At 56.0% G+C, this 19,465-nt stretch carries 19 protein-coding genes; 16 read left to right on the top strand and 3 right to left on the bottom strand.

All coding sequences use genetic code 11. From position 1 onward, the window contains the following. Positions 1-62 precede the first annotated feature (62 nt). Positions 63-1,373, top strand: a complete 1,311-nt coding sequence (locus AB1763_00725; protein ID MEW5831346.1) for a DNA recombination protein RmuC — start codon at positions 63-65, stop codon at positions 1,371-1,373. Here the strand turns inward: AB1763_00725 and AB1763_00720 are convergent. Next, positions 1,368-1,916, bottom strand: a complete 549-nt coding sequence (locus AB1763_00720; GenBank protein MEW5831345.1) for a CDP-alcohol phosphatidyltransferase family protein — start codon at positions 1,914-1,916, stop codon at positions 1,368-1,370. The genes AB1763_00725 and AB1763_00720 overlap by 6 nt on opposite strands. A 183-nt stretch (positions 1,917-2,099) precedes the next feature. Here AB1763_00720 and AB1763_00715 point away from each other — a divergent pair, with 183 nt between their 5' ends. From AB1763_00715 to AB1763_00645, 15 genes are read left to right on the top strand one after another with little or no spacing between them, the layout of a single operon-like run. Next, entirely contained in the window at positions 2,100-3,305 is a 1,206-nt protein-coding gene (locus tag AB1763_00715) for an OprD family outer membrane porin (protein MEW5831344.1), read from the top strand. Between the two features lie 25 nt (positions 3,306-3,330). Further along, complete coding sequence (locus tag AB1763_00710) at positions 3,331-3,561, top strand: FeoA family protein (GenBank protein ID MEW5831343.1); 231 nt, start codon at positions 3,331-3,333, stop codon at positions 3,559-3,561. Next, entirely contained in the window at positions 3,551-5,662 is a 2,112-nt protein-coding gene (gene feoB, locus AB1763_00705; protein ID MEW5831342.1) for a ferrous iron transport protein B, read from the top strand. The genes AB1763_00710 and feoB overlap by 11 nt, the downstream gene beginning before the upstream one ends. 35 nt (positions 5,663-5,697) lie before the next feature. Continuing rightward, positions 5,698-6,366, top strand: coding sequence for a response regulator transcription factor (locus AB1763_00700; protein ID MEW5831341.1), 669 nt, complete (start codon positions 5,698-5,700; stop codon positions 6,364-6,366). Continuing rightward, on the top strand, positions 6,366-7,667 hold the full coding sequence (locus tag AB1763_00695; protein MEW5831340.1) for an ArsS family sensor histidine kinase: 1,302 nt from the start codon (positions 6,366-6,368) through the stop codon (positions 7,665-7,667). The genes AB1763_00700 and AB1763_00695 overlap by 1 nt, the downstream gene beginning before the upstream one ends. Before the next feature lie 8 nt (positions 7,668-7,675). Further along, positions 7,676-8,449 carry a 5'/3'-nucleotidase SurE gene (surE, locus tag AB1763_00690; protein ID MEW5831339.1) on the top strand — a complete coding sequence of 258 codons (774 nt, stop codon included), beginning with the start codon at positions 7,676-7,678 and terminating at the stop codon, positions 8,447-8,449. Further along, a complete protein-coding gene (locus AB1763_00685; GenBank protein ID MEW5831338.1) occupies positions 8,446-9,084 on the top strand; it encodes a tRNA threonylcarbamoyladenosine dehydratase in 639 nt (212 codons plus the stop codon). Before surE ends, AB1763_00685 begins: the two co-directional genes overlap by 4 nt. 35 nt (positions 9,085-9,119) lie before the next feature. Continuing rightward, positions 9,120-10,877, top strand: a complete 1,758-nt coding sequence (locus tag AB1763_00680; protein MEW5831337.1) for a GGDEF domain-containing protein — start codon at positions 9,120-9,122, stop codon at positions 10,875-10,877. Between the two features lie 46 nt (positions 10,878-10,923). Next, positions 10,924-11,421 carry a transcription elongation factor GreA gene (gene greA, locus AB1763_00675; GenBank protein ID MEW5831336.1) on the top strand — a complete coding sequence of 166 codons (498 nt, stop codon included), beginning with the start codon at positions 10,924-10,926 and terminating at the stop codon, positions 11,419-11,421. Next, the gene (gene argC, locus AB1763_00670; protein MEW5831335.1) at positions 11,408-12,421 is read left to right on the top strand and encodes an N-acetyl-gamma-glutamyl-phosphate reductase; all 1,014 of its coding nucleotides are present in this window, start codon (positions 11,408-11,410) and stop codon (positions 12,419-12,421) included. Before greA ends, argC begins: the two co-directional genes overlap by 14 nt. Next, a complete protein-coding gene (locus tag AB1763_00665; protein ID MEW5831334.1) occupies positions 12,381-13,154 on the top strand; it encodes a metallophosphoesterase in 774 nt (257 codons plus the stop codon). The genes argC and AB1763_00665 overlap by 41 nt, the downstream gene beginning before the upstream one ends. Further along, positions 13,154-14,095: a chemotaxis protein gene (locus AB1763_00660; protein ID MEW5831333.1), complete on the top strand. Its 942-nt coding sequence runs from the start codon at positions 13,154-13,156 to the stop codon at positions 14,093-14,095. Before AB1763_00665 ends, AB1763_00660 begins: the two co-directional genes overlap by 1 nt. Before the next feature lie 11 nt (positions 14,096-14,106). Then, positions 14,107-16,623: a chemotaxis protein CheW gene (locus AB1763_00655; protein MEW5831332.1), complete on the top strand. Its 2,517-nt coding sequence runs from the start codon at positions 14,107-14,109 to the stop codon at positions 16,621-16,623. Positions 16,624-16,625: 2 nt separating this feature from the next. Then, a complete protein-coding gene (locus AB1763_00650) occupies positions 16,626-17,120 on the top strand; it encodes a chemotaxis protein CheW (protein MEW5831331.1) in 495 nt (164 codons plus the stop codon). A gap of 57 nt (positions 17,121-17,177) precedes the next feature. Next, the gene (locus AB1763_00645) at positions 17,178-18,488 is read left to right on the top strand and encodes an aminopeptidase P N-terminal domain-containing protein (protein MEW5831330.1); all 1,311 of its coding nucleotides are present in this window, start codon (positions 17,178-17,180) and stop codon (positions 18,486-18,488) included. Here AB1763_00645 and AB1763_00640 read toward each other — a convergent pair. Both AB1763_00640 and AB1763_00635 read right to left on the bottom strand, forming a co-directional pair. Beyond that, positions 18,476-18,907, bottom strand: coding sequence for a hypothetical protein (locus AB1763_00640; protein MEW5831329.1), 432 nt, complete (start codon positions 18,905-18,907; stop codon positions 18,476-18,478). The genes AB1763_00645 and AB1763_00640 overlap by 13 nt on opposite strands. Continuing rightward, on the bottom strand, positions 18,907-19,392 hold the full coding sequence (locus tag AB1763_00635) for a hypothetical protein (protein MEW5831328.1): 486 nt from the start codon (positions 19,390-19,392) through the stop codon (positions 18,907-18,909). The genes AB1763_00640 and AB1763_00635 overlap by 1 nt, the downstream gene beginning before the upstream one ends. Positions 19,393-19,465: the final 73 nt, after the last annotated feature.

The following is a 19,465-nucleotide window of genomic DNA, read 5'->3' as shown; positions in this document are numbered from 1 at the left end:
AGCGTCATCTTACACTCTGCCATCTTTTTTGCCTCTTAGGGAGTGTGGGTTATAATGGCGCCATGATCTACGAAACAACCACATTACTCGGCGTCAGTGCCGCCGCCGTCCTGGGATGGCAATACCTCAAAACCAAATCGGACCTCGCTTTGTTGCATACGCAGGCCGAACAGATACAGGCCATTGCCGCGCAGGAACGTTCCCAGCGCCTCGAGCTGCAAACGAAAATGGATCAGCTCCAGAATGAATACCGCGTTTTGGAACGCGACTACGCGGTGCTCCATACCCGCAGCGAAGAGAATACCCGCAGCTTCGAGGAGAAGATCCGCCTCCTCGACGAAGCCAAGGTGCAGATGAAGGTACAGTTCGAACAGCTTGCCGCCCAGATTTTCGAGCAGAAGGCCAAGACGTTCGACGAAGCGCATGCCAAGGGGCTCGATCTGCTTCTCAAACCGTTCCGCGAACAGATCGCGCAGTTTGCCGCGCAGAGCAAGGAGCAGTTCATCCACGACGCCAAAGAGCGCCAGAGCCTAAAAGACGAGATCGTACGTCTCAAATCGATGAGCGAGCGTCTCAGCGAGGATGCGATCAACCTCACCCAGGCGCTCAAGGGGGAGAACAAAACCCAGGGGAACTGGGGGGAGATCGTTCTCGAGCGGATTCTGGAGGAATCGGGCCTTCGCGAGGGGCATGAATACGAGCTCCAGAGCACCCTCAGCGACGAGGAGGGGAAAAAATACCGTCCTGACGTCATCGTCCATCTGCCGCAGAACAAGGACATCATCATCGACTCGAAAGTTTCTCTTGTCGCCTACGACGCCTTTATCCGCGCCGAAAACGACGAGGAACGCGCCCATGCCCTCAAACAGCATCTTCTCTCGATTCACAGCCATATCAAAGGACTCAGCTCCAAGCGGTACGAGCAGCTCGAAGGGGTCAAAACGCTCGATTTCGTGTTGCTCTTCATGCCGATCGAGGGGGCGTTTCTTTTGGCGCTCGAAAACGACAACACGTTTTTCAAAACCGCCTATGAGCAGAACATCGTCGTCGTCTCCCCCTCGACGCTGCTCGTGACGCTGCGTACCATCGAACACATCTGGCGCAGCGAATACCAGGAACGCAACGCGCGCGAGATCGCCGCTTCCGCCGAAGCGCTGTACGAAAAACTGGTGGCGTTTGTGGAGGACATGGAGAAGATTGGAGAACAGATCGCGCGGACACAGAAAAGTTACGACGCGGCGATGAACAAACTCAGCACCGGCAAAGGGAATCTGATCCGCCGTGCCGAGGGGATGCGAAAACTGGGGCTCAAACCCAAGAAAGCGCTTCCCGCCTCCCTCGCGGACGCCGAGGAAGAAGAATCTCTTTTATAAGTGGGGAATTTTCACTTTTGAATTGAGCAGCGCGCCGATGAGTACCATCAGCGCGAGGACTCCCACCCATCCGATAAAGCCCGACCCCAGCCATACGAGCCAGAGCAATATCGCTCCCAGCGGGGTCGGAACCCCCGTAAAATATTTGCTGACTTCTCCCGCGTCGGTGTTGATGTTGAACTGGATCAGGCGGCGAAGGCCGCTGATGACGTAGTAGATCGATGCGATCGAGGCGAGGAAAAGAGGGAAGCCGCTGAGTTGCGAATAGACCCCTTCGAAGATAAAGAAGGTCGGGACCAGCACAAAGCTCAGGAAATCGGCGAACGAATCGAGCTGGACGCCGAACTCGTTGGAGAGGGCGTATTTGCGGGCGATTTTACCGTCGAAAATATCAAAGGCTCCCCCCATCCAGGCGAGAATTACCGCATAGACGAATTCGTGCTGCGTCACGAAATAGGTCGCGAGCAACCCGCAGGTGATATTGGCCATCGTAAAAAGGTTGGCCAGATTGAAATGGGATTCCGAACGCCATAAAAAGTGCATGATCACCTCAAAAGAACAGGGTTGAATGGATGCCGGCATTATAGCCAAAGCGGCAGGCAACTATCTAATTGAAAAGAGTTATCATTATTAAGCATGATGTAAGGTGATAACATTTATCATTTGACATCTAATTAATAATGCGTATCAAAATATAGATTCGCTGAAGACAAAGAGGCGAAAACGATGAAAGCGTTTATCATCACAATGACGGCTGTATCGGTTATCGGGGCGAACGGGGCCGAGAATAATGTTTTCGGGCAAGGCAAGGTGGGCGGTGAGATCCGTGCGGCCTATGTCAGCCAGGACAATGAAGTCGATCAGGATACGTACGGAACGTCACTCGGCGGTATTTTGAAATACGAGACGGCGGAGTGGAACGGACTGAAGCTGGGCGCCGGAGCTTATGTCTCTCAAAAACTCCATTTTGCAACGGGTTCGTTCGACGAGGGGAAAGCCAATGCCGATCTGTTTGGCAAAGATACAAAATCGTATGCCTATGTCGGTGAAGCCTACCTGGATTACACGATGGAGGGGCTGAACCTCCGTGTCGGTCGTCAGATGATCGATACGCCGTTTGCCGATACCGACGATATCCGGATGCATCCCAACACGTTTGAAGCGGCCGTCGCCAGTTACCGCGGAATCGAAGCGACGACGCTCGTGGGCGGATATATGACATGCTGGGCGGGGTACGATTCGGGCGATGATATGTCCAAATTCAAAAAAACCGCAGAAGGGAGCAACGGCGTTGCGATGGTCGGGGTCATGAACGAAAGTATCGAAAACCTGTCGGTGCAGGGGTGGTACTACGGTGCGGACAAGGTGGCCGATCTCTATTATGCCGATGCGGCTTACGCGATCTGGTTTAGCGAAGAGACGGGGTTGGAACTGAGTGCCCAGTATGCCGCCTTTAGAGAAGACACGCAGGCCGATGGAACCAAAAGCGGCGTCGACGGCCGCGTATACGGTTTGGAGGCTGCTTTCAATGCCGGTCCTGTGACCGTCGGCGCGGCGTATAACCGCGGCAGCAACGATGAAGGGAAAACTCCGCCTATCGGATTCGGCGGAGGGCCGTACACGACGTCGATGGAAGAGATGACGATCGAAGGGCTCGAAGATGTCAGGGCGCATCGGTTCAGTGCTCAAATCGATATGGCTGCGGCGGGGGCCGAAGGGCTCAGCCTTAGCGTACAGTACGGAGTTTTCAAAAGCAAACCCGCCGACATCGACGTTCGCGAAAGCGACGTCATCGCGGCCTACGCACTCAATGAGCGGCTGGGTATCGATGCGAGCTATGCGCGCATCGAGGATCGCAACGACAATTCGGGTGATAGCGGAACCGATGGCGGTTACAGCCGTTTTTTGGTTCGCGTGAGCTACAATTTCTAAAGGATTACATGTGAATGGGGAAACGATGACACTGCTGAGTGCATGCACCAAAGGGGGGACCGCGACGGTCGTCAAAGTCAACGCGACGGGGGCTTTGAAACAGCGTCTCCTTTCGTTTGGACTGATGAAGGGGGCCGAAGTGAAGATGCTTGAATGCGCGCCCGCGAAAAGTACGTTTGAAATCAAAATAGGGAACGTTTCCCTCGCCCTGCGTCGCGAGGAAGCCGAACTGATCGAGGTGAGCAATGTCCGCTGATAAAATAACCATCGCACTCGTCGGCCAGCCCAACGTCGGCAAAAGCATGCTGATCAACTCGATCGGAAACGCGCGGCTGCACGTCGGGAATTTTACCGGGGTGACGGTCGAGAAAACCGAGGTCGAGTTCGAATACGCGGGATACGCTTTCAATGTCGTCGATCTCCCCGGCACCTACGCGTTTACCGATTATTCGATCGAAGAGCGGGTAACCCACGACTATCTGTGCAACGAACACTACGATCTCATCATCAACGTTCTCGATTCGACCAACATGGAGAAAAATCTCCAGCTGACCGCGGAACTGATGACCATGAACAAGAAGATGGTGATCGCACTCAACATGAGCGACGAAGCCGACCGTGAAGGGATCGAGATCAACGCAGCGTATCTTTCGCAGTTGCTGGGGATCCCCTGCGTCCGGGTCTCTGCGGCGGCCAAAACGGGTCTTGAAGAGTTGATGGCGCGGGTGATCGAGGTGTACAACGCGCCAACGCAGGAAGCCAAACTGATTTTCAGCGAAGCGGTCGAAGAAGAGATCAAAGTGATCACCGATTATCTCGACCGCCACCGTTTCAAAGCATCGATCAGCAACCGCAACATTGCGATCAATCTGCTGCAAAAAGAGAAAAAAACCTATCGTACCCTGCACGACAACCCGATCTGGACCGAGTTGCAGCCGCTTCTCATCGAAGCCGACCGTCATATCCTGCTGCACCACGACACCGACGACATGAAAGAGGCGCTGGCGGAGGAATACCTCTCGTTCAACCGCGGGGTGATCGCCGAAGCCGTCAAGGTCAAACCCAAAGCGCCGGAGAAAAAGACGACGACCGAAAAGGTCGACGCCGTTTTGATCCACCCCGTTTTCGGGATACCGATTTTCCTCTTTTTCATGTGGGGGCTGTTTCAGCTGACGTTTGAACTCGGAAGCATCCCGATGGACTGGATCGATGCGTTTTTCGTCTGGTTCGGCGAGGCGGTCGGCGGCACGATCGCCAACGACGAGATCCGTTCCCTGGTCGTCGACGGGGTGATCGCGGGGGTGGGGGCGGTCGTCTTGTTCATCCCCAATATCGTGATTCTCTTCATCGGGATCGCGCTGCTCGAGTCGACGGGATATATGTCGCGCGTCGCTTTTTTGCTGGACGGGTTTTTTCACAAATTCGGACTTCACGGCCAATCGTTCATCCCACTCGTGACGGGATTCGGATGCTCGATCCCGGCGTACATGTCGGCGCGGATCCTCAAAAACGACCGCGACCGTCTTCTGACACTGTTTGTCATCGGCTTTATGAGCTGCGGGGCACGCCTTCCGGTGTATGTCCTTTTTACGGGGGCTTTTTTCGGCCCCGAGATGGCGGGGAACGTTCTGTTCGGGATCTATATCCTCGGCGCCATCATCGGCCTTGTGGCGGCTAAGGTGCTCAAAATGACGGCGTTCAAGGGGGCGGATGAACCGTTTGTCATGGAGATGCCCAAATACCGTCTTCCTTCGGCGAAGCTGATCTGGCACACGGTTCTGACCAAAACGATGATGTACCTCAAAAAAGCGGGGACGTTCATTGCCGCGGCATCGATGCTGGTATGGTTTTTAAGCACCTATCCCAAAGACGCTTCGCTCGAATCGTTTTACGCCGCGAAAATCGAGACTGCCGCATCGGCCCAAGAGGCGACGATGCTGGAGAACAGGCTCTCCGAAGAACAGCTCGAGCAGAGTTTTCTGGGGATGATCGGACACGCCATCGAACCCGCGTTCGCGCCGCTGGGATTTGACTGGAAGATGGCCGTGGCGCTGCAGACCGGTCTGGCGGCCAAAGAGGTGGTCGTTTCGACTCTGGGGGTATTGTATTCGCTCGGTTCCGACGCGACGGAGGAGGATGCGGGACTGATGAACACGATCAGTTCCCAGATCCCCTTCGCCTCGGCGGTGGCGTTTGTGGTCGTCATCATGACCTATCTCCCCTGCCTCGCGGCATCGGTCGTCTTTACCCGTGAGGCGGGAGGGATCAAATACTTCGGCTATCTTTTTCTCTTTACGACGATCGTGGCCTATACGCTGGCGTTCATCGCCTATCATGTCGCGCTGATGGCGGGTTAGTTTTTGATTAACCCTCGCTGCGTTACAATAGCGCCATGAGTAACGTAAAAATATTAATGATTGAAGACGATCTCGAACTGGCCGAGATCCTCACCGAATTTCTCGAACAGTTTGATTTCCAGGTAATGACGGAGGACGATCCGTTCAAGGCGCTGAGCATTTTAAAGCTCGAAAAATTCGATGTCGTGATTTTGGATCTGACGCTGCCGGGGATGGACGGTCTTGAGGTGTGCGCGGCCATCCGCGAACGCCAGAACATCCCCATCATCATCTCTTCGGCCCGCTCGGACGTGAGCGACAAAATCAACGCCCTCGAGCTGGGAGCGGATGATTACCTACCCAAACCCTATGATCCCCGGGAACTCGAGGCGCGCATCCATTCGGTGCTTCGCCGCTACGACGCGAACGCGGCGATGGCTACGGAGAACGCCTGCGATTTCAAACTTAACGAAGAAGCGATGCAGATCAGTCACAAAAACCGTCCGCTCGACCTGACCAATGCCGAATACGGCATCCTTTCGTACATGATCAAAAAGCAGGGGATGGTCGTCTCGCGCGAAGACCTGATCCACAACGTCAGTGCGATCAACGAAGACTCGTCCAACAAAAGCATCGATGTGATGGTGGGCCGGATCCGCAACAAACTCGGGGACAAAAGCCTGATCGAATCGATCCGGGGGATCGGCTACAAGCTGCTCAAATAATGCTCAAAAACAACGCCGTTCTCGTTACCGTCGTCTTTGCGCTCACCGTGACGGTTGCGAGCGTGAGCTCCACCTTCTACCAGCTCTATCTCAGTAACCGCGCCAAACACATCGACAACATTTTTACCAAACACTCCCTCATCAGCCAGATTTACCATACCTATCTCATCAAACAGATATCCCAGCCGATGTTCGAGGCCAACCTCGCGCTCTATTCGCTCGAGGAGGTCACCGACCCGCGCCGGTACGAGATCATCATCCGTCACGGCACGATTCTCAAAACCGACGGCACTCCCGACCCGACCCTCCAGGACGTCGCGCCGCTGGAACTGAGTTTTGAAACCGAAGCGGTTCAGCCGATCGTGATTTCCATGATCGAATACCGCGGGCACATCTATTTCTGGGTCGAGTCGGCCCGCCATACCCTGCTGCTCGAAGATCAGAGCGTTCAGGCCTATCAGCCCGTAACGCTCGTTTCGGCCTACGGCACGATCATGGCGATCCTGGCGGTATCGTTCGGTCTCATCATCTACCGCCTCCGCCCTCTGCGCCGGCTGCGTAAACAGATCGCCCGCTTCGGGGAAGGGGACATGGGGGTGAGTTTCCGGATGCACGGCAGCGACGAAATCGCCCTGATCGCAAACGAGCTGGAAAATACCCAGAACAAGATCCGATCCCTCATCGATTCGCGCACGCTCTTTTTGCGCAACATCATGCACGAGCTCAAAACCCCGATTGCCAAAGGACGGATTGCCGCGACGATGCTCTCGGACGAAAAGCCCCGCCTGCGCTTTCAGGGTATATTCGAGCGGCTCGAGTCGCTGATCGGAGAATTCGCGCTGATCGAAGAGATCACGTCGGGGAATCAGCATCTGGAGAAAAAAGAGTATCGTCTCATCGACATCATTGACGGTGCGGTGGATGCGGCGATGGCGGATCCCGATACCGTGCGGACAACCCTGGATGCATCGGTGAAGTTCGACGCGGACTACCAGCTTTTCGTCACGGCGGTCAAAAACCTGATCGATAACGCGATCAAATACTCGCCCGACAAAACGGTCCGGATCACGATGGAAGGAGATGAAATCGTTTTTGCCAATCTCGGCGAACCGCTCAAAAATCCCCTGACGTATTACATCGAGCCCTTTACCAAAGACCACCCGACCAAAGACAGCTTCGGACTGGGGCTTTACATCGTCGACGCGATCCTCAAAGAACACGATTGCGTCCTGGCGTATGAGCGGCGGGACGATCTGAACTGTTTCATCATCGTTCCGCTCAAACCGACCAAAAGGAAATAACCGACCGCATGAAAGAGATACTGATTACCAACGACGACGGATATGAATCGCCGGGGCTTCTCGCCCTGATCGAAGCACTCGATGGGCTCGGGCGGGTCACCGTCGTCGCGCCGACGACCGAAAAGAGCGCCTGCGGCCATTCGCTTACCCTGACGCGTCCGCTGAGCTTCATCAGCGTCGGGGACGATTTCTTCAAACTCGACGACGGCACCCCCAGCGACTGTGTGTACCTGGCGTTTCACTCGATCTTCGAAGAGCGCAAACCCGATCTGGTGATCAGCGGGATCAACAAGGGTTCCAACATGGGGGAGGACATCACCTATTCGGGGACGTGCGCGGGGGCGATGGAAGCGGTTCTTCACGGCGTCCCCTCGATCGCCGTGTCGCAGGTGATGGATTTTACGCAGCCGATGGGGGATTTCGCCCTCGCCAAACGGGCGGTACGCCATCTTGCCCGAAAAGTGCTCGAGGGGGAATTCCCTCTTGCGGAGCGGGAATTTTTGAACGTCAACATCCCCTATGACGCGGAAGAGCTCAATTTCGCCGTCACCTACGCCGGATACCGCTACTATGCCAACGACGCCCATCTTCACCGTAATCCGCGAGGGCTCGAATATTACTGGCTGGGGCTCCATCCGCTGGAGTTCAAGGCGCGTCCGGAGCGTCTGGACCACGGATTGTGCGATTTCGAGGCGATCGAGCGGGGTATGGTCTCGGTCAGCCCGATCAAGCTGGATATGACCTCCTACGACACCCTCCACAAACTGCGGGAATGGCTGTGAGACACGTCCGCACAAAGCTCGTATTCGGGGAAGAGGCGTTCGACAGGCTCCAAAACGCGAGGATTCTTCTACTGGGGGTCGGCGGGGTCGGAAGTTTTTGCCTCGATTGTCTCTACCGCAGCGGGGTGCGCGACATTACGATCGTCGATTTCGACCGCTACGACCTCTCGAACCAGAACCGCCAGATGCACTCCGAAACCCACGAGGGGGAGCTCAAAGTCGAGGCGCTCAAAACCCACTACCCCGAGGTGGTCGCCATCAGCGACAAAATCACCCCCGAATGGGTCGAGGCATTCGATTTCGGACCCTATGATCTGATCCTCGATGCGATCGACGACATGAAAGCCAAGCTCGCCGTGATCGAGAAATGCCATCCAAAGCTCATCAGCTCCGTCGGATCGGCCAAGCGGCTCGACCCGACGAAAATCGAGGTCCGCTCGATCTGGAAAACCGACGGCGACCCTTTCGCCGCGAAAATCCGCTCCGAACTGCGTAAGCGGAAATTCCGGGGCGATTTTAGCTGCATCTGCTCTGCGGAGCTCCCCCGGATCAAGGAAAAAGGGAGTTTCGTCGGCGTGACGGGCGCTTTCGGGCTGGCGATGTGTTCGCTGGCATTGCGGCGGATCGGTTTGTAACCTCTTTGTGACGCGGGCGGTTTATACTCCCGCTCATGGAACCTCTACACCCTCTTTACCAACATTATCTCCGCGTCCTGGACGTCGCGTTTCAGCCGATCGTCGATATCCATACCGGCGCGACGTTCGGCGTCGAGGCGTTGCTGCGGGGGACGGATACCCTCGGTTTCGAGAGCATCGAGGCGTTTTTCGACCGTTTGTACGAGGAGAACGTCCTCTACACGTTCGATCTGGGGCTGCGGGAAAAAGTGATCGCCAAGTTCTGCACGATCGAGGGATTCGAAAATCTCAAACTTTTTTACAACATCGACAACCGGGTGCTGGAGATGACCGATTTTTCCAAAGGGAACACCTCGCAGATTCTTCGCCGCTACGGGCTGGATCAAAAAGCGATGGTGATCGAGCTCTCCGAGCACAACGAGATCGTCGACTTCGATCACTTTACCACCCTGATGGACCATTACGCCGACGAAGGATTCTGCATCGCGATCGACGATTTCGGCACCGGGTATTCGGGGTACAAACTCCTCTACCACTCCAGCCCGAACATCATCAAAATCGACCGTTTCTTTCTGGGTTCCATCGACAAGGACCCCAAAAAAAAGCTGCTTGCCCGCCACATGGTCAAGTTGGCGACGCTCACGGGGTGCAGCGTCATCGCCGAGGGGATCGAAAACGAACGGGAGCTGCTGGTGTGCAAGGAGATCGGATGTCACCGGGTGCAGGGGTATTTCATCCAGCGGCCGACGCTGGAGTGCTCCGCCGTTTCGGGCGCCTATCCCCATATCGTCTCGGAGGCGCTGTCCGACAAACGCGGACGGCGGGACCGCTCGATTCTTCTCAAACGGCTTGAATACCTCAAACCGATCGTGATCGGCGAGAGCATGGAATCGCTGCTGGACCTCCTCAAGGCCGATGAGGAGATGTTCCTGGTCCCGGTCGTCGACGAGGCGCATCTGCCGATGGGGATCATCCACGAACACCGTCTCAAATCGGTGATCTATTCCCCCTACGGGCGCTCGCTGATCCAGAACCGTTCGTCGAACCTTTCGGTACTCGAAACGTACATCGAGCCGGTCCCCGTCATCGACGCCGCGACGCCGCTGGAGATGATCGTGGAGCTCTTTTCCCTGTCCCAGAACGCTCCGGGAGTACTGATCACGGAGGGGTCGCGCTACATCGGCTATCTGAGCGCCCGGGACATGATCGACGTCATCCACGAGCGAAACCTGGTGCGGGCCCGCGACGAGAACCCGCTGACCAAACTGCCGGGGAACGTCATGATTAACGGCTACATCGCCCGAATCTTCGAGACGGGCGAAGCGTTTGCGGCGTGTTATTTCGACTTTAACCATTTCAAGCCTTACAACGACCATTACGGTTTTCGAAACGGGGACCGCGTCATTTTGCTGTTTACCGAACTGATGCACAAGGTGCTCTCGCCCGAGTATTTCAAAGGGCATATCGGAGGCGACGATTTTTTCATCGCCGCCCCCCTCGGAGATTCCTACCCGTTCGAGAGGGTGTGCGGCGACGTGGAAGCGCTGATCGCCCGGTTCTCCGAAGAGGTACGCAATTTTTACGACGCAGCCGACCGTGAGCGCGGATGCATCGTCGCCGAAGACCGTGACGGCAACCGGTGCGAATTCAAGCTCCTGGAGGTGAGCGCGGTGGTGGTCCGGCTGGGGGAGGGATCGTCCGTCTCCTCGCCCGACCAGCTCCAAAAAAGCTTTGCGGTCGAGAAAAAAACGGCCAAAAAGGCGCCGAACAACCTGCGTATCATCAACAACTGACCCGGCTGCTGGTATAATAGGGGATTAATTTTTACCGGAGAATACCGTGGAGCAAAAAGAACCCATGACCAAATACGGGTTTCAGCGCCTGTCCGATGAGCTGAATACCCTCAAAACGATCGATCTTCCGGCCGTAAACGCCGAAATCGAACGGGCCAAAGAATACGGCGACCTCAAAGAAAATTCCGAATACCACGCCGCGCGCGAGAAACAGGCTTTCATCGGCAACCGTATCGCCGAACTCGGAGACGTCATTTCCCGGGCGCAGATCGTCGACCCCGGCGAGCTCGAACACGCCCGCGTCAGTTTCGGTTCGACCGTCGTACTGTGCGATCTTTCCAGCGACGAAGAGGTGACCTACACTATCGTCGGGGGGTGTGAAAGCAACCCCGACATGGGACTCATTTCGTTTAATTCCCCGCTGGCCAAAGCGCTGCTGGGACGTGAAGAGGGGGATGAATTCAGTGCCCGTCTCCCCGGCGGCGAAAAAACGTTCGAAGTGGTCGAAGTAAAATATCAGGAGATCGTGTTTGAGTGCCATTAACGTCGGGATCATCGGCGTCAGCGGATACACGGGGCTCGAACTCGTCAAAATGGTGATCGACCACCCGGTATTCCATCTGGCCTACTGCGCCAATACCGAAGGCGCGACGACTCTGGGCGAACTTCATCCGGCGCTTGCGGGCGTATGCGACCTTGCCGTCGAAAAGGTCGACCTTGACCGCGCCGCGACGGCATGCGAGCTGGTATTTCTCGCCCTGCCGCACAAAACGGCGATGCAGACCGCCAAAGGGCTGCTGGAAAGAGGGGTCAAGGTGGTCGATCTCTCCGCCGATTACCGGCTCAGCGCCGAAAATTACGAAGAGTTTTACTGTGAACACGAAGACCGCGACAATCTTGCGCATGCCGTCTACTCGATCCCCGAACTGCACGGCAGGGCGGCGGAAGGATCGCGCCTCGTGGCCAATCCCGGATGTCACGTGACGGCGACCCTTCTGGCCCTTGCCCCGTTTTTGCGTTACATCGACCTTACCGCTCCCGTGTTCGTCGATTCCAAAACCGGAGTCTCGGGTGCGGGGAAATCGCCCACTGCCACGGTCCATTACGTCAGCGTCAACGACAACATCAACTGCTACAACATCATCAAACACCGCCATTCGACCGAAATCGAGCAGCATGCTTCGGCTTTGTGCGGCGATGAGGTCAAAGTGACGTTCGTCCCTTCGCTGGTACCGATGACCCGCGGGATGCTCGCCTGCGTCTACGCGACGCTCAAAGAAGAGTGCGACCCGCATGCCGTAATGAACGAATATTACGCGGCCAGAGCGTTCGTGCGGGTACGCAACGCCCCCCCGCATACGAAGATGACGGCCGGAACCAATTTTGCCGACGTCTACGCCGCACGCCACGGCAACGCTCTGGTGGCGATGTGCGCCATCGACAACCTGATGCGCGGCGCCAGTTCCCAGGCCGTGGTCAACGCCAACATCATGATGGGGCTGGATGAAACGCTGGGCATTCCCAGAATCGCGTATGTCCCCTGATACCCTCCACTCCGGTGCGTTCCTCGTCGCAGACGCCCACTGCGCCCCGTGGCGCACCCCGTTTCTCGATTTTCTGCGCGCCCTGGATGCGGGGAAGCTGCAGACCCCCCAGCTGATTTTGATGGGCGATGTTTTCGACCTCCTCTTCGGCCCCGTCGAAGCAACCTGCCGTCTCAACGCCGATGCGGTGAGCCTCATTAACCGAATTTCCGAAAAAATCGACGTCGTCTACCTGGAAGGAAACCACGATTTCGCTTTGGCGGAAGTCTTCCCGAAAGTACGGGTGTTTTCCCGCGCTCAGCAGCCCTGGATCGCACGGTACGGCGAAAAAACCGTCGCACTTTCGCACGGCGATACGCGGATGGGGATCGGGTACGAACTCTACACCGCGCTGATCCGCTCCACCCGGATTCTCAAAACGCTCGCACGGATCGACCGCATCGGGAAAGGTTTCATCGTCCGCGCGCTGGAAAAAGCGATGCGGCGCAAAAACCACTGTAGGGAGATCGAAGGATTCGAACCGCTGATCCGCCGACGTCTTGGGGGAGAAGAATGGACCGGGATCGACGTCGTGATCGAGGGACATTTCCATCAAAACCGGGCGTTTTCCCTCGAGGGGAGAGAGTACGTCAACCTTGCGGCATTTGCTTGTAACGAAAGATACTTTAGTGTACAATCCTCGCAAAATCAGCCGCTATTGCACGAAGCAGTTTTTCGCAAGGAGCCCCTATGATGGGACATGGAGATATCTTAAAAGTCGGCTCGAACGAGATGGAACTGGTCGACTTCCGTATATTCAAGCGTGAAGGCGATGAAATCTACGAAGGGATTTACGGGGTGAACGTCGCCAAAGTGCGCGAGATTATCCGTTTTCCCAAACTGACCGAGCTTCCCGGCGTTCCGCCTTTCGTTGAAGGGATTTTTGATTTGCGCGGCGTCGTGATCCCCGTCGTCAACCTCGCCAAATGGATGGGGGTCGAATCGTCTGAAGAGATGGACAAAAACGCCCGCGTGATCATCGCCGAATTCAACAACATCCTGATCGGATTCGTCGTCCACGAAGCCAAACGGATCCGCCGCATCAACTGGAAAGACATCGAACCCGCTTCGTTCGTCTCGAACCAGGGCGGTCTGGACGGATCGAAAGTGACGGGCGTTACCCGGATCGAGGACGATGCGGTACTGCTGATCCTCGATCTCGAAGGGGTCGTGCAGGAACTGGGGCTCTATCAGCCTTCCAGCGGGACGCTCGAAGAGGGAAAATACAACTTTTCGGGATACGTCCTGCTCCTCGACGACAGCGGCACGGCACGGCGCATCATCAAGGACGCGCTGGAACAGATGGGATTCGACGTCATCGAAGCGACCGACGGCGAGCAGGGGCTGAGAATCCTCGAAGATATGTACGAAAAACACGGAGAGTCGCTTTCGTCGAAACTCCGCCTGATCGCTTCGGACATCGAGATGCCGCTGATGGACGGCTTCCATTTCGCCGCCAAGGTGAAATCGGACAACCGGTTCAAAATGATCCCGATCGTGTTCAACTCCTCGATCAGCGACCATTTCAGCGAGATTCGCGGAAAAGAGGCCGGAGGGGAAGCCTATCTGGTCAAATTCGATTCCAATTTATTTTACGATGAAGTAGCCCGCGTCGTGCGTGCACATATTGAATAGGGGTGTATGGTATGGATGAATTTCAAGAGATATTGCAGGACTTTTTGGTCGAATCGTTCGAACTGATCGAACAGCTTGACCAGGACCTCGTAGAGCTGGAGTCACGGCCCGACGACCTCGATCTGCTCAACCGGATTTTCCGGGTTGCCCACACGATCAAAGGGGCCAGTTCGTTCCTGAATTTCGATGTGTTGACCCACTTGACCCACCACATGGAGAACATCCTCAACCTGGCGCGTCACGGGGACCTCGTCATCGATCCCGACGTTATGGACGTTATTCTCGAATCGATCGATTTGATGAAGGCCCTGCTCGTTCAGATCCGCGATACGGGCGTTGACGGCGGGCTTGACGTCAGTGCGTGCGTCGTCCGCCTCGACGCGGCCGCCAGCGGTAACCCGATTGCCGCTTCCGAAGCCCCAGCCGCGGTTCAGAACGAACCTGAGCCCGAACCTGCGGTTACGGCTACGGCTGAAGAAGAACCCGATTACGCCGGTATGAGTGACGCGGAGGTCGAAGCGGAGATCGAACGGCTGCTGGCAAAACGTCAGGCGGAAGACGCCGCGAAACGGGCCGCAAAGCAATCCGAAAGCGGCGAAGAGGAAGAAGAACCCGACTACAGCGGCATGAGCGATGCCGAAGTCGAGGCCGAAATCGAGCGGCTGCTGGCGAAACGCCAGGCGGAAGACGCCGCGAAACGGGCACAGAAGGGGACTTCATCCGAACCCGAAAACGAGCCTGAAGCGCCGACACCTCCTCCGGCCGCCGCTCCAGCACCTTCGGCACAGCCCGCCGCCGCAGCGGCCCCCGCCGCTCCGAAAGCGGCTCCGCAGGCTCCGGCACCGCGTCGCAACGAAAACAAAGACGAAGGGGAAAACCGCGGAGCGGGCGCGGTCGAGCAGACGATCCGCGTCGACGTCAAACGGCTGGATCACCTGATGAACCTGATCGGAGAGCTCGTTCTGGGCAAAAACCGTCTGATCAAAATCAATGACGACGTCGAAGAGCGTTATGAGGGGGAAGCGTTCCTCGAAGAGCTCAACCAGGTCGTTTCCATCGTTTCGCTCGTAACGACCGACCTGCAGATCGCGGTCATGAAAACGCGGATGCTTCCGATCGGAAAAGTGTTCAACAAATTTCCGCGGATGATCCGCGACCTTTCGCGTGAGCTCAACAAGAAAATCGAGCTCGAAATCACGGGTGAAGAGACCGAACTGGACAAATCGATCGTCGAAGAGATCGGCGATCCGCTCGTACATATCATCCGTAACTCGTGCGACCACGGTATCGAAACCCCCGAACTCCGTCTCGAAAGAGGGAAAAACGAAACGGGTACGATCCAGCTCAAAGCGTATCACGAAGGGAACCACATCGTCATCCAGATCATCGATGACGGTAAAGGGCTCGATCCTGAAATGCTGAAACAAAAATCGGTCGAAAAAGGGATCATTACCGAAAAAGAGGCCGATACGATGAGCGACAAGGAGGCGTACGGCCTCATTTTCCGCCCGGGCTTCTCGACGGCGGCACAGGTGACGAGCGTATCGGGCCGCGGCGTGGGCATGGACGTTGTCAAAACGAACATCGAAAAACTCAACGGTATGATCGATATCGACTCCGAAGTGGGGCAGGGGACGTCGATGAAACTCAAAATCCCGCTCACCCTTGCGATCATCCAGGCACTGCTGGTCGGGGTCCAGGAAGAGTATTACGCGATTCCGCTCGCATCCGTCCTCGAAACGGTACGGATCAGCAAAGACGAAATCTATACCGTCGAAAGCCGTTCGGTCATGCGTCTGCGTGACGAAGTCCTCTCGCTGGTGCACATCGGCGACATCTTCGAAGTCGAGCGGGTATTCGACAACAGCGAACACGCCTACGTCGTCGTTCTCGGACTGGCGGAGAGCAAAATCGGCCTGATCGTCGATTCGCTCGTCGGACAGGAAGAGATCGTTATCAAATCGCTGGGCGAATACCTCAAAGGGATTGAGGGGATCGCCGGTGCGACGATCCGCGGAGACGGGGGCGTAACGCTGATCGTCGACGTCGCCGCGCTGATGCAGATGGCCAAGTCGGTCAAATCGACCGTCGGGCAGGAGAGCGCCGAGAGCAAAGGGCGCGCCGGGGCCAAAACCTCCGCCAGCGACTACTGCGTGATGATCGTCGACGACTCCAAAACTGACCGTACCATCATGCGAAAGGCACTTGAGCCGATGGGGATCACCCTCGTCGAAGCGGTCGACGGGGTCGAAGCGCTGAATGTCCTCAAACAGGGCGATCATACCTTCGACGGAATGCTCATCGACATCGAAATGCCGCGGATGGACGGATATACCCTCGCCAGCGAGATCAAAAAATACAACAAATACAAAAACCTTCCGTTGATCGCCGTAACGTCGCGTTCGGGTAAAGCCGACCGGATGCGCGGGGTCGAATCGGGAATGGTCGAATACATCACCAAGCCGTATTCTCCGGAATACCTGATGAATGTCGTCAAACGCAATATCAAGTTTAACGAGGGGCTATAACCATGAGCGAAAAACTCCAACAGATTATCAATAAACAGCACAAAACCCTCGCCGGAGACGACGTCAAAATCGATGAAGTGATCCAGTTGGTCGGTTTCATCGTGGGGGATGAAGAATTTTCGGTACCCATTTTGAGCATCCAGGAGATCATCAAACCGATCAGCTGGACCCGCGTTCCGCAAACCCCTCCCTACATTCTGGGGGTATTCAACCTTCGCGGCTCGGTCATTCCGCTGATCGACCTTCGTTCGCGCTTCGGGCTTGAGATGATCAAACACACCGAAGAGACCCGTTTTATCGTGATGAAAAACGGCGACGACGTCGCCGGGTTCGTCATCGATCGCCTCACCGAAGCGATCCGCCTCCCGAAAAAAGACGTCGGTCCCGCGCCTGAAACGATTTCGGAAGAAGAGAGCCTGATCGACGGCGTCGGCAAACAGGCCGACCGGATCATTACGATCCTCAAGGTCGATAAGCTTCTCGAGCGCAATTTCTAAACCTTTCTCTGCCTCTTCGGAGGTGGAAAACTCCCTATTTTATGGCACAATATCCCCATGAACGAACACCACTATTTTAACCGCCGACTTCGGCTTCTTGAACGGATGGACGAAGGCGTTGCGATTATCGCCAGCGCCCCCCACGCGTTGCGCTCCAACGACACCGAATACCCCTACCGTCAAAACAGCGACTTTTATTACCTTACGGGATTTACGGAGAGTAATGCCGTGCTGGTTCTGGTCAAAACCGCCGAAGCGACGAAAAGTATCCTCTACGTCGAGGCCTACGATGCCGAACACGCTCTTTGGAACGGGGCGAAAACCGGCATCGATGGGGCGCGCGAACGGTTCCGTGTCGACGTGGTAGGCGACGTTGCCGATTACTCCAAAGAGGTCAAAGAGCTGCTGAGGGAACATGTCAACCTCTACATCGACCTGTTCGGAAATTCGCCGTTTCTCGCACAGGCCAAATCGGCGGCCTCAGAACTGCGGGAGATGCGCGGCATCAAGCGCCATATCCGCTCGTTTCGAGACGTTACCTTCCTGATCCGTACGCTGCGGCTGATCAAGGATCCCGAAGAGATCGAGACGATCAAAAAAGCGATTTCGATTACGGCCGAAGCGCATCATGATGCAATGAAAAAATGCCGTGCGGGGATGCGGGAATATCAGCTGCAATCGACGATGCAGCATGTTTTTCTGAACGGCGGAGCCCGCAGCGAAGCCTACGGTGCTATTGTGGCGGGGGGAAACAACGCCAACACCCTCCATTACGTGGACAACCGCGACGAACTGAGGGATGGGGACCTGGTGCTGATCGACGCCGCGTGCGAGTGGGAACTTTACGCCAGCGATATTACGCGGACGTTTCCGGTCAGCGGAAAATTCAGCGATGCGCAGCGCGAGGTATATACCGCGGTTTTGGATGTGCAACTCAAAGTGATGGATGCCCTCAGACCCGGGGTGAAGCGCGATCGGCTCCAAAAATTCAGTGAAGAGTTGCTCTGCGACGCGTTGATCGGCCTGGGGGTTTTGCACGGTGATCGGGATGCGTTGATGGAAGCCAAAGAACACAAAAAATACGCCCCCCACGGGATCGGTCACTGGATGGGGCTGGACGTACACGATCCGTGTCCGTATGTCGATGAATCGGGCGAATCGTTGGCGTTTGAGGCAGGGATGGTGATGACGGTCGAACCGGGGCTCTATTTTCGCGCCGATGACGAGAGTGTACCCGAACGTTACCGGGGAATCGGAATACGGATCGAGGATGACATCCTCGTCACCGAAAGCGGACATGAGAATTTGTCGGCGATGATCGCCAAAACGGTCGAAGAGGTTGAAACGATGTGCGCCTATCGGGCGTAGCTGTAACTCCAGCCGCTGAACCCTTCTTTAACCTCTTTGAATTCGCGGGAGTCCCCCAGGAAATCGATCACCTGCAAGACGACCCAGGGGATCATGTTGGCTTCGGCGGGATCGAGCAGATGCCGGGGCATCGGAGTTTCCTGAGAAGTGAGGGCGAACGCGACGCGACCGGGCTCGAACAGCAGATCGCTGGTCGCGGTGATCGCGTGTTCGCGGCAAAATTTTTCGAAGATGGCTGCTTTGACGGGTTCGGGAATCGGATCGGCGGTATTCAAAAAAATCGTAAAATGGATCGGCAGTCGGGGTGCGTCGAGCATCGAGGGCGCAGCCATCACGATGTATTCGACGTTGCCCAGGTGCGAAGCGATCTCCTCGCGTCCGAGATAGCCGTTGATTTGGAGCGGTTTGATTTCGCGCATCAGTATTTTCCTTCAAGAATTTTGGCGATCAGCGAGGTAATCCCGATGTGGAGATTGTAGTTGGTGATCGGAAAATCGAGCCATTCGTCTTCAAGGTTGACGCTGTAGGAAGCAAGGTACCTACCGAGTTCTTCAAGATCGACCGGGACGTAGACAGCTGCTGCGTCGGCGCGATGACGGGTACGGACGAGGCGCTTGTCGGCGTTGCTTTTGGCCAGCGTGAACGCGAGAGTCTTGAGGCTGAGGAGATCGCACCACCGCAAAAACAGTTCGGGAGTCAGTTCGGCGTGGGGGTTTCCTTCGGGATCGAACAAAAGTCCCTGTTCCCGCAACGGCAGCAGGACACTCAGGATCGCACGGACGTAGGGAAGTGTCTTTTGTTTCCACAAAGGCGCTTCGTCGCTGCGTTCAAGCGCCGTGCCGAAAGCCCCCGAAATCGTTTCGAGGTCGTGCGATTTGAGAAGGGAGCGGATCGTATGATACATTCGGAATACTCTCTTTTTACCGAACTTTAGCTATTTTTGTATAATTATCGGATTAATACAAGGAGTTGCGTTC

Source organism: Campylobacterota bacterium (assembly GCA_040752835.1).
GTDB lineage: Bacteria > Campylobacterota > Campylobacteria > Campylobacterales > Sulfurimonadaceae > Sulfuricurvum.
This window is presented reverse-complemented; position numbering and strand designations above follow the sequence as displayed.